The following is an 11325-nucleotide window of genomic DNA, read 5'->3' as shown; positions in this document are numbered from 1 at the left end:
CGTTCGGTGGTCCGGCGGTCCCGGCTCACCGGCCCGCCCCCGCGCCGACCAGCAGTTCCGCCTCGCCCTCCCGGCGCCGCAGCTCCCGCAGCGGCCCGTCCACGGCGGCCAGCTCGGCGTACGCACCGCGCTGCACGACCCGCCCGCCGTCGAGCACGATCACCTCGTCCACGGCGTCCAGACCGGCGAGCCGGTGCGTGATCAGCACCGTCGTCCGCCCCTCGGTCGCGTCCAGCAGGTCCGCGGTGAGCGCGTCCGCCGTCTCCAGGTCGAGGTGCTCGGCGGGCTCGTCGAGCACCAGGACGGGGAAGTCCGCGAGCAGCGCACGGGCCAGCGCCAGCCGCTGCCGCTGCCCGCCGGACAGCCGCGCGGCGTGCTCGCCCACCAGGGTGTCGAGGCCGTCGGGCAGCGCGTCCGCCCACTCCAGGAGCCGGACGCGGCCGAGTGCGGCCCGCAGCTCGTCCTCGCCCGCGTCCTTCTTGGCGAGCAGCAGGTTCTCCCGGACCGTGCTGTCGAAGAGGTGGGCGTCCTGGGCGCACAGCCCGACCGTGCGCCGGACGTCGTCGCCGTCGAGGGAGGCCGCGTCGACGCCGCCGAGCGTGTACGTGCCGGTGTCCGCGTCGAGGAAGCGCAGCAGCACCTGGGCGAGGGTGGTCTTGCCGGAGCCCGACGGGCCGACCACGGCGACCCGGCGGCCGCGCTCCAGGGTCAGGTCGACGCCGGTGAGCGCGTCCCGGGCCTGACCCTCGTACCGGGCGACGAGGTCGCGCACGACGAGCGGGAAGGGGTCCTGCGGCGCCTGTGCGGGGCTCTCGGGCTCCCGTACGGGTTCGGGGGCGTCCAGCACCTCGTAGACGCGCTCGGCGCTCTTGTGGACGCGCTGCCGGTACTGCACCGCGAGCGGGAGGCCGAGCACCGCCTCGAAGGCGGCGAGCGGGGTCAGCACGACGACCGCCATCGCCACCCCGTCCAGCTGACCCGCGCGCACGCCCTGGATGCCGGCGAGCGCGGCGCCCGCCACGGTCAGGCCGGTGATCAGCGCGGTGAGTCCGTCGCCGAGCGCGGTCGCGGTGGCGGTGCGCGAGGCGATCCGGGTCAGCACCGAGTCGGCCTCCCCGGCCTCCTTCAGGCGGCGCGGCAGGGCACCGGCGACGGTCAGTTCCGCGGTGCCGGTGAGCAGTTCGGCCGCCCGGGTGGCGAGCACCCCGCGCGCCGGGGCGAGCCGGCGCTCGGCGCGGCGGGACACCGCCCCGGACAGCAGCGGCACCCCGATCCCGGCGAGCAGCAGTCCGGCCGCGAGCACGGCACCGGCCGCGGGCAGCAGCCACGCGGTGAACGCCACCGATCCCGCGCCCACGAGCGCCGCGACCGACGCGGGCAGCAGCCAGCGCAGCCAGTAGTCCTGCAGGGCGTCCACGTCGGCGACGAGCCGGGACAGCAGGTCGCCGCGCCGCGTCGTGCGCAGCCCCGCGGGCGCGAGCCGCTCCAGGCGCCGGTAGACGGCGACCCGGGTGTCGGCCAGCATCCGCAGCACGGCGTCGTGCGAGACGAGCCGCTCCGCGTACCGGAAGCAGGCCCGGCCGATGCCGAACGCGCGCGTGGCCGTGACCGCGACCATCAGGTAGAGCACCGGCGGCTGCTCGGAGGCCCGCGAGATCAGCCAGCCGCTGGTCGCCATGAGACCGACGGAGCTGCCGAGCGCGAGCGCCCCGAGCAGCAGCGCGAGCGCGAGCCGGGAGCGGCGCGGGCGGGCCGCGGCGCGCAGCCGGGCGAGGACGTGTCCCCGGTTCCGCGGTGCGTCCTGCGGTCCGTCCTGGGTCGTGCCGTGGACGGCATCGGGGGAGCCGGCCGCCATCTGCCCGGCCACGCGCGCGTGGTCGCCAGTGCGCGCCCGGGAAGGCTCTCCCGCGCCGGCCGGCTCCAGCCGCACGACGCGGTCCGCCACGGCCAGCAGCGCCGGCCGGTGCACGACGAGCAGCACAGTCCGCCCCACGGCGAGCCTGCGCACGGCCTCGACGATGCCCGCCTCGGTCTCGCCGTCGAGCGCGGCGGTCGGCTCGTCGAGCAGCACGACGGGCCGGTCGGCGAGGAACGCCCGGGCCAGCGCGAGGCGTTGGCGCTGCCCGGCCGAGAGCCCGGCACCGTCCTCGCCCAGAGCCGTCCGCGCCCCATCCGGCAGCGCGTCGACGAAGTCCAGGGCCCCGGCCTCCCGCAGCGCGGCCCGCACGGCCGCGTCGTCGGCGTCCGGCCGGGCCAGCCGCACGTTGTCCGCGATCGACCCGGCGTACAGCTGCGGCCGCTGCGGAACCCACGCCACGCGCGCGTGCCACGCCTCCCGCGACACGTCCGCGAGGTCCGCGCCACCGACGAGGACCCGCCCGGCAGTGGGCCGGACGAATCCCAACAGGGCGCTCAGGAGCGTCGACTTGCCCGCACCGCTGGGTCCGACCAGGGCGACGGTCTCTCCTTCGGTGACCTCGAAGGAGACCTCCGAAAGGGCGTCGTCGTCGCGCCCCTCGTAGCGGACGGAGACGCCGTCGAACGCGATGCCGCCGGCCGGCGGGACCTCCCCCGTACCGGACTCGGGAAGCGGCGTCTCCAGGACGGCGAAGATCTCCTCCGCCGCCGCGAGCCCCTCGGCTGCCGCGTGGTACTGCGCACCGACCTGCCGCAGCGGCAGGTACGCCTCGGGTGCGAGGACCAGGATGACCAGCCCCACGTAGAGGTCCATCTCGCCGTGCACGAGCCGCATGCCGATGGTGACGGCGACGAGCGCGACCGACAGGGTGGCCAGCAGCTCCAGGGCGAACGACGAGAGGAAGGCGATCCGCAGCGTGCGGACCGTCGCCCGGCGGTACTCGCCGGTGATCTTGCGGATGGACTCGGCCTGCGCCTTGGCGCGGCCGAACACCTTCAGGGTCGGCAGGCCCGCGACCACGTCCAGGAAGTGCCCCGAGAGCCGGGACAGCAGCCGCCACTGACGGTCCATCCGGGACTGGGTGGCCCAGCCGATGAGGATCATGAAGATCGGGATGAGGGGCAGCGTGCCGACGATGATCGCCGCCGACACCCAGTCCTCGGTGACGACGCGGGCGAGCACCGCCACCGGGACCACCACCGCGAGCCCCAGCTGCGGCAGATAGCGCGAGAAGTAGTCGTCCAGCGCGTCCACACCGCGCGTCGCGAGCGCGACCAGCGAGCCGGTCCGCTGACCGCTCGACCAGCCCGGCCCGAGCTGCGCCGCCCGCTCCAGGAGCCGCCCGCGCAGCTCCGACTTGACTGCCGCGCTCGCCCGGTGCGCGGCCAGCTCGGTCAGCCAGGACACGAGCCCACGCCCGGCCGCCACCACCGCGAGCAGCAGGAGCGGCGTGGTCAGCCGCCCCACGTCGAAACCGTGCTGGAAGGCACCCACCACCACCTCGGCGATGAGCATCGCCTGGGCGATGACCAGGCCCGCCCCGGCGGCGCCGAGGACGACCACCGCGATCAGGAAGAGACGGGTGGCCCGGGCGTACCGGAGCAGACGCTGGTCGATCGGTTTCACGTGAAACACACCCTCACATCAGGTGGGTCGAGCCAAGGGACTCAGTGCGCGGCGTCGGCGATGTGCTTGGTGCCGATCCGCTTGCGGAACACCCAGTAGGTCCACGACTGGTAGAGCAGCACGAGGGGCGTGGCAATACCCGCGCACCAGGTCATGATCTTCAGGGTGTAGGGGCTCGACGAGGCGTTGGAGACCGTCAGGCTCCAGTCCGGGTTGAGCGACGAGGGCATGACGTCCGGGAACAGCGACAGGAAGAGCATCGCGACGGCCGCCGCGATCGTGATGCCGGACAGCGCGAACGACCAGCCCTCGCGGCCCACCTTGATGGCGCCGATCGCCCCGACGAGCGCGACCGCGGCCACGATCATCGCGATGAGCGACCACTGGTCCCCGTTGTCGGCCTGGGTCCAGATCAGGAAGGCGAGCGCGAGGACAGCGGCCACCAGGCCGAGCCCGAACGCCAGCTTCCGTGCCCGCATCCGGATGTCGCCCACCGTCTTGAGCGAGGCGAACACCGCGCCGTGGAAGGTGAACAGCGTCAGGGTGACCAGGCCGCCGAGGATCGCGTACGGGTTGAGCAGGTCCCAGACGTTGCCGACGTACTCGAAGTCCTTGTCGATCTTCACGCCGCGCACGATGTTGGCGAAGGCCACACCCCACAGGAACGCCGGGACCAAGGAGGTCCAGAAGATCGCGCGCTCCCAGTTGGTCTGCCACTTCTCCTCCGGCCGCTTCGCCCGGTACTCGAAGGCGACGCCCCGGACGATGAGGCAGACCAGGATGACCAGCAGCGGCAGGTAGAAGCCGGAGAAGAGGGTCGCGTACCACTCGGGGAAGGCGGCGAAGGTCGCGCCGCCGGCCGTCAGCAGCCAGACCTCGTTGCCGTCCCAGACCGGACCGATCGTGTTGATCAGGACGCGCTTCTCGGTGCGGTCACGCGCCAGCAGTTTGGTGAGGATGCCGACCCCGAAGTCGAAGCCCTCCAGGAAGAAGTAGCCGATCCAGAGGACCGCGATGAGTACGAACCAGACGTCGTGAAGTTCCATGACCTGTGCGCTCCCTTCGCCTAGTACGAGAAGGCCATCGGCTTGTCGGCGTCACGGTCTCCGCCGATCTTGGTGGGCGGGTTGAGATCGTCCTCGGTCAGTTCGGGCGGTCCGGCCTTGATGTACTTCACGAGCAGCTTGACCTCGATCACGGCGAGCACCGCGTACAGGAGGGTGAAGACGGTCATCGAGGTGAGGACCTCGGCCTGCGAGACACCGGGGGAGACCGCGTCGCGGGTCTGCAGGACGCCGTAGACGACCCAGGGCTGACGGCCCATCTCGGTGAAGATCCAGCCCCACGAGTTGGCGATCAGCGGGAACCCGAGGGTCCACAGGGCCGCGAGCCAGTAGAGCTTGGTGAACTTGGGGCTGAGCGCCTTGTTCTTGAACAGCACCAGGTTCGGCACTTCGTCGTCACCCACCCTCAAGTGCTGGGGCAGCATGAACTTCTTGCGGGTGAGCCAGAGTCCGACGATCCCGAGGGCGAAGGACGCCATCCCGAAGCCGATCATCCAGCGGAACGCCCAGAAGGTGACGGGGATGATGGGCCGGTAGTCGCCGGGCCCGTACTTCTCCTGCTCGGCCTTGTTGGTGTCGTTGATGCCGGGGACGTACGAGTTGAAGTTGTCGTCGGCGAGGAAGGACAGTATCCCGGGGATGGACAGCTCGACCGTGTTGTGGCCCTTGCTGACGTCGCCGTAGGCGAACACCGAGAAGGGCGCCGAGTTCTGACCGTCCCACAGGGCCTCGGCGGCAGCCATCTTCATCGGCTGCTGCTTGAACATGACCTTGCCGAGCAGGTCGCCGCTGACCGCCGTGAGGAGACCGGCGACGACGACGGTGACCAGGCCGAGCCGCAGCGAGGTCTTCATCACGCCGATGTGCTTCTTGCGGGCCAGGTGGAAGGCCGCGATGCCGACCATGAACGCGCCGCCCGTGAGGAACGAGGCGGTCAGCGTGTGGAACGCCTGGGTGAGCGCCGTGTTCTGGGTCAGTACGTGCCAGAAGTCGGTGAGCTCGGCCCGGCCGTTGGCCTCGTTGTACTTGTAGCCGACCGGGTGCTGCATCCAGGAGTTGGCCGCGAGGATGAAGTACGCGGACAGGACCGTGCCGATCGACACCATCCAGATGCAGGCCAGGTGGATCTTCTTCGGCAGCTTGTCCCAGCCGAAGATCCACAGTCCGATGAAGGTGGACTCGAAGAAGAAGGCGATCAGCGCTTCGAAGGCCAGCGGCGCCCCGAAGATGTCACCGACGAAGCGGGAGTAGTCCGACCAGTTCATGCCGAACTGGAACTCCTGCACGATGCCGGTGACGACACCCATCGCGATATTGATCAGGAAGAGCTTTCCCCAGAACTTGGTGGCCCTGAGGTACTTCTCCTTCTCCGTCCGGACCCAGGCGGTCTGCAGCCCGGCGACGAGTGCCGCGAGCGAGATCGTCAGGGGAACGAACAGGAAGTGGTAGACGGTCGTGATGCCGAACTGCCATCGCGCCAGGGTCTCCGGCGCCAGAGCCAGGTCCACTGCGTCTCTCCTTACATCGCTGTGGGCACAGCGGCAGTTTGCCCCTTTAATCCCACAAATCCCGGGAGGAACCGGGACACGCTTGTGAACGCGTTCACATTCACAAGCATTATGTCGTACTGGCTGTCGGCATCCGAAGGGGGGTCCCCTTACTGCGAGGAACACCACACGGCCCCGGGGGCGCCGCCCCGGCACGTGCGAACGGCCGGCCCGCCGGGGTCACCCCCGCCGAACCGGCCGCCACCAGAAGCGATCCGCAGCCTGCCGGCTCAGAGCTCCTTGCGGAACGCCTCCGCCGCCTGCAGGAAGATGTCGTTGGCCTCGGTCTCGCCGATCGTGGCCCGCATCCCCTCGCCCGCGAACGGCCGCACGACCACACCGGCCTGCTCGCACGCCGCCGCGAAGTCCATGGTCTTCTCCCCCAGCCGCAGCCACACGAAGTTGGCCTGCGTCTCGGGCACGGTCCAGCCCTGCGCCCGCAGCGCGTCGACGACCCGGGTGCGCTCGCCCACCAACGAGCCGACGCGGCCCAGCAGTTCGTCCTCCGCGCGCAGCGAGGCGACCGCCGCGTCCTGCGCGAGCTGGCTCACGCCGAAGGGGACCGCCGTCTTGCGCAGCGCGGCCGCCACGGGCTCGTGGGCGATGGCGAAGCCCACCCGCAGCCCCGCGAGGCCGTACGCCTTCGAGAAGGTCCGCAGCACCGCCACGTTCGGCCGGTCCCGGTAGATCTCCACGCCGTCCGGCACCTCGGCGTCGCGGATGAACTCCCGGTACGCCTCGTCGAGCACGACCAGCACGTCCGAGGGCACCCGGTCGAGGAACCGCTCCAGCTCGGCCCGGCGCACCACGGTGCCGGTGGGGTTGTTGGGGTTGCAGACGAAGATGAGGCGCGTGCGGTCGGTGATGGCGTCGGCCATCGCGTCCAGGTCGTGCACCTCGCCGTCCGTCAGCGGCACCCGCACCGACGTCGCCCCGCTGATCTGCGTGATGATCGGGTACGCCTCGAAGGACCGCCAGGCGTAGATGACCTCGTCGCCCGGGCCGCTGGTCGCCTGGAGCAGCTGCTGCGCGACGCCGACCGAGCCGGTGCCGGTCGCCAGGTGCGAGACCGGCACCCCGAAGCGGTCCGCCAGCTCGTTCATCAGGCCGGTGCAGGCCATGTCGGGGTAGCGGTTGAAGGTCCCGGCCGCGGCCATCGCCTGCTCCATCACCCCGGGCAGCGGCGGATAGGGGTTCTCGTTGGAGGACAGTTTGTACGCCACCGGGCCCCCGGCGGCCGCCGGCTTCCCCGGCTTGTAGGTGGGGATCCCCGCCAGCTCCGCACGCAGCTTGGGGTTCGTCTCGCTCACCGCAGTCCTCCTTGTGGCCACCGTTCCAATACTGCTCACCTTAAGAGGATTCGCCGTCCGCCCCAATGGTCCGGTGCCTCCGGTCCACGAAGGCGTACGGGGAGGGGGGAGCGCTCCCCTCCCTGGCGCGCGCCGGTGGCTCGCGCCGTGGCGCGCATCACCCGTGAAGGTGAGTTGAGACCTAGTCGCAACATCGCGGACTTGGCAGGCTGACTTGTACCGACAAGTGACGTACTACTGTGAAGACCCTCAACTCCCTCTAATTCCAAGGTCATTGACGATCTATCACCTTGCAGAAACGTGCCTGTCAACCCAGGCATATGCGCCCCCGCCATGCAGCCGCATGAGCCCTACTATCGGCTCGCCATGACAGCAGCAGGGAAGCACCAGGTGAGCCGGGCGGAGACCACCCGCAGGGGCACCCGGCCAGGCCGAGCGGGCATCAGAGATGTTGCCGCCGCCGCCGGGGTCTCGATCACGACTGTCTCCGATGCGCTCAACGGCAAGGGCCGGCTCCCGGACGCCACCCGACGCCATGTCCGCGAGGTCGCCGACCGGTTGGGCTATCGCCCCTCCGCGGCCGCCCGCACGCTCCGTACCGGCAAGTCGGGCCTCATCGGCCTGACCGTGACGACCTACGGGGATGAACCTTTCACCTTCACCGAATTCGCGTACTTCGCGGAGATGGCGAGAGCCGCGACCTCGGCCGCGCTCGCCCGCGGGTACGCCCTCGTCATCCTGCCCGCCACCTCACGCCACGACGTGTGGTCGAACGTCGCCCTCGACGGCACCGTCGTCATCGACCCCTCCGACCACGACCCGGTCGTCAGCGAGCTGGTCCGCCAGGGCCTGCCCGTCGTCTCGGACGGACGTCCCGCGGGCACCCTGCCCGTGACCGCCTGGGTGGACAACGACCACGAGGCCGCCGTCCTCGGCATCCTCGACCACCTCGCCGAGGCCGGCGCCCGCCGCATCGGCCTCCTCACCGGCACCACCACCGACACGTACACCCACCTCTCCACCTCCGCGTACCTGCGCTGGTGCGAGCGGATCGGGCAGGAACCGGTCTACGAGTCGTACCCCGCGCACGACCCGTGCGCGGGCGCCGTCGCCGCCGACCGGCTGCTCGCCCGGCCCGACCGCCCCGACGCGGTGTACGGCCTGTTCGACCCGAACGGCACGGACCTGCTCGCCGCCGCCCGCCGGTACGGGCTGCGCGTCCCGGACGACCTGCTGCTCGTGTGCTGCAGCGAGTCGAGCGTCTACGCCAACACCGAGCCGCCCATCACCACCCTCTCGCTCAAACCGCGCCGCATCGGCACGGCCGTCGTACAGCTCCTGATCGACGCCATCGAAGGCGTCGACTCCGACCAGCCGGTCGAGCAGGTGATACCGACGGAACTCATCGTCCGGACGTCGTCGATGAGGCGCCCGCCCCGCACCACGGTCAGCCCGCCCCGCTCCCCGGGGCAGGGCTGACCACCCGCGGCCGACCCTCCTGCACCCGGGAACGGTGGGGAAAAGTCCACACCAATTCGGGAGAAAAGCGTGGTGAACAGCCGCCCGTCACCGATTCACCACCCCTGGTGCATCACACAGCGCGAGCCGCATTCCTATGATGGGCGGACGACACCGCGGGCCGCTGCGACCAGGCAGTCCGATCCGGTGCACAGGCGGCGCAATGGTGGAGGGGTCGATGACTCAGGGGGCCGGTCAGGGACCCGCAGCGCGCACGGAGACGCTGCGCGACTTCCGTGTTCCCGCGTACGTCCATGACGTACCGGCGAACGTGGTGCCCACCGAGCCCGAATCCGGCCCCGCCCCGGACGATGCCGAGGCCTTCCCCGACGGCTACACCCCGACCGCGCGCGACCTGCCGGTCATCAACCGCGGGGACACGGTCCAGGTCGAGATCCCGCAGCCGGCGCCCGCACCCGCGCCGCCGGCCGACGGGCACGGCCCGCTGTACGTCGTGGGTGACGTGCACGGCTACATCGACGAGCTGGTCGCGGCGCTCCAGGAGAAAGGTCTGATCGACGCCGAGGGCAACTGGTCCGCGGGCAACGCGCGCCTGTGGTTCCTCGGCGACTTCACCGATCGCGGTCCCGACGGCATCGGCGTCATCGACCTCGTCATGCGCCTGTCCGCCGAGGCGGCCGCGGCGGGCGGCTACTGCAAGGCGCTCATGGGCAACCACGAGCTGCTGCTGCTCGGCGCCAAGCGGTTCGGCGACACCCCCGTGAACTCCGGCGCGGGCACCGCCACCTTCCAGGCGGCCTGGCTGCTGAACGGCGGCCAGAAGTCCGACATGGACCGCCTCCAGGACGTGCACCTGCAGTGGATGTCCCGGCTCGACGCGATCGAGCTCGAGGACGACCACCTGCTCATGCACTCCGACACCACCGCCTACCTCGACTACGGCGACTCGATCGAGGCGGTCAACGACACGGTCCGCGAGACGCTCACGCGCAACGACGCGGACGAGTGCTGGGACCTGTTCCGCAAGTTCACCAAGCGGTTCGCCTTCCGGGACGAGGAGAGCGGCCCCGGCGCCGTGCAGGAACTGCTCGGCGCGTACGGCGGCTCGCGGGTCGTGCACGGCCACAGCCCGATCCCGTACCTCCTCGGCGAGGTGGGTGCCGAGGCCGGCGCCGACAGCACGGACTCCTCCGACAGCAGGCCCGTCGTCGAGGGACCGCATGTGTACGCGGGCGGCCTCGCCATCGCCATGGACGGCGGCGTGACCATGGCCGGAAAGCTGCTGGTCCAGCAACTCCCCATGGATATCTGAGGGTTGATCGGGCAGGCGCGGTAAACGGAGGCTTCGGCTGGCCAGGGGGCCAATTTCCGGAAACCCCCTGTCACCGCGTGCCGTGACAGCTCTACCATCGGCTTATCCGTAGCAGGCTCCCCTCCGTTTCTGCCCGACGGCTCGTAACCATGCGGGCCACCAAGCCCTACGGAGCATCGGGGGATGCACATGAACAGCGCTCCGCATTTGCTGAACGAGGACCGCCCCGAGTTCGAGCGGATCCTCGATGAGGCGCTGCGTACCGCACCGAACCGGCCTGATCTCGCCGCAGTGGGCCAGCGGCTCAACCCCGAACAGCTGCGCACCATGGCGTTGAACGCCGCCGCACTGATCAGCACGGCGGCCGCCACCGAGTACCAGCACTTCGTCAAGGCCCGCGAGGAACTGCGCACCTCGCCGCGGCCCGTCCGTCCGCTACGCGAAGGAGGCACCGCCACCGAGTCCGGAAACACCACCATCGGTCTGGTCGCGGAGACCACGGGACCCGGCGTCGCCGCGGTCGCCGTCGTGCTCGCCCCGGTTCTCGCCGGGACCGCCGCCGCGATCTTCCTGCTGGTCGGCTACATCCTGAAGATGCTCAACCCGGCACCCGACTTCGCCGACACGCTCCTCGCGGCCGGCTGGATATTCGGCGCCCTCACCGCGGCGGGCATCCTCGTCGCGGCCGTCTGCCTGCTGCTGACGGCCCTGCGCAACGGGGCGACGTCACTCCAGGCGGGCGCGCACGGGGAGTCGAGCGAGGAGGTGGCACGGGCCAGGGAAGCCTGGGGCAAAGCGCTCCTGGAGCGCGGCATCCTGCCGTTCCTGCGGGAGGCCCTCGCGGACCCCCCGACGGGCGGCGGCGCCTCGCTCGGCGGCAGCCGCGGCGGCTCCACCAGCCGCATGCCCCAACTCGGCTACAACCGGCCGGGGTTCTCCAGCCCGGACGGCGGCGGCACCGCCACCGGGCAGCGCGCCGGCTACTCGAGCCCGGACTTCTCCAGTCCGGACTTCGGCGGCCCCGAGCACCAGCCGGACTGACCTCCGGCGGGGCACGGGGCCATGACAT

The 11325-nt window shown here is 71.1% G+C and carries 7 protein-coding genes; 3 read left to right on the top strand and 4 right to left on the bottom strand.

Annotation, left to right across the window (positions count from 1 at the left end; all coding sequences use genetic code 11):
- Window positions 1–25: 25 nt before the first annotated feature.
- The 4 genes from cydD to hisC all read right to left on the bottom strand — a co-directional run bounded on the left by cydD (window position 26) and on the right by hisC (window position 7465).
- Entirely contained in the window at window positions 26–3544 is a 3519-nt protein-coding gene (gene cydD, locus M4J07_RS11705) for a thiol reductant ABC exporter subunit CydD (RefSeq protein WP_255970724.1), read from the bottom strand.
- Window positions 3545–3585: 41 nt separating this feature from the next.
- Complete coding sequence (gene cydB, locus M4J07_RS11700) at window positions 3586–4590, bottom strand: cytochrome d ubiquinol oxidase subunit II (protein ID WP_255970722.1); 1005 nt, start codon at window positions 4588–4590, stop codon at window positions 3586–3588.
- A gap of 20 nt (window positions 4591–4610) precedes the next feature.
- Complete coding sequence (locus tag M4J07_RS11695) at window positions 4611–6116, bottom strand: cytochrome ubiquinol oxidase subunit I (RefSeq protein WP_255970720.1); 1506 nt, start codon at window positions 6114–6116, stop codon at window positions 4611–4613.
- A 269-nt stretch (window positions 6117–6385) separates the two neighbouring features.
- A complete protein-coding gene (gene hisC, locus M4J07_RS11690; protein WP_255970718.1) occupies window positions 6386–7465 on the bottom strand; it encodes a histidinol-phosphate transaminase in 1080 nt (359 codons plus the stop codon).
- A 366-nt stretch (window positions 7466–7831) separates the two neighbouring features.
- On the opposite strand from hisC, the gene M4J07_RS11685 reads away from it, so the two are divergent.
- The 3 genes from M4J07_RS11685 to M4J07_RS11675 all read left to right on the top strand — a co-directional run bounded on the left by M4J07_RS11685 (window position 7832) and on the right by M4J07_RS11675 (window position 11297).
- Window positions 7832–8944 carry a LacI family DNA-binding transcriptional regulator gene (locus tag M4J07_RS11685; protein WP_255970716.1) on the top strand — a complete coding sequence of 371 codons (1113 nt, stop codon included), beginning with the start codon at window positions 7832–7834 and terminating at the stop codon, window positions 8942–8944.
- Between the two features lie 217 nt (window positions 8945–9161).
- Window positions 9162–10256 (top strand): metallophosphoesterase, encoded by a 1095-nt coding sequence (locus M4J07_RS11680; protein ID WP_305127566.1) that lies wholly within the window; start codon window positions 9162–9164, stop codon window positions 10254–10256.
- Between the two features lie 183 nt (window positions 10257–10439).
- Window positions 10440–11297: a hypothetical protein gene (locus tag M4J07_RS11675; RefSeq protein ID WP_255970712.1), complete on the top strand. Its 858-nt coding sequence runs from the start codon at window positions 10440–10442 to the stop codon at window positions 11295–11297.
- Window positions 11298–11325: the final 28 nt, after the last annotated feature.

Source organism: Streptomyces longispororuber (genome assembly GCF_024448165.1).
Lineage (GTDB): Bacteria > Actinomycetota > Actinomycetes > Streptomycetales > Streptomycetaceae > Streptomyces > Streptomyces longispororuber_A.
This window is presented reverse-complemented; position numbering and strand designations above follow the sequence as displayed.

Bases quoted from the DNA above. Each gene is read 5' to 3' on its own strand.
- cydB (WP_255970722.1), bottom strand. From the start codon at position 4,590: ATGGAACTTCACGACGTCTGGTTCGTACTCATCGCGGTCCTCTGGATC.
- M4J07_RS11685 (WP_255970716.1), top strand. From the start codon at position 7,832: ATGACAGCAGCAGGGAAGCACCAGGTGAGCCGGGCGGAGACCACCCGC.
- M4J07_RS11680 (WP_305127566.1), top strand. From the start codon at position 9,162: ATGACTCAGGGGGCCGGTCAGGGACCCGCAGCGCGCACGGAGACGCTG.
- M4J07_RS11675 (WP_255970712.1), top strand. From the start codon at position 10,440: ATGCACATGAACAGCGCTCCGCATTTGCTGAACGAGGACCGCCCCGAG.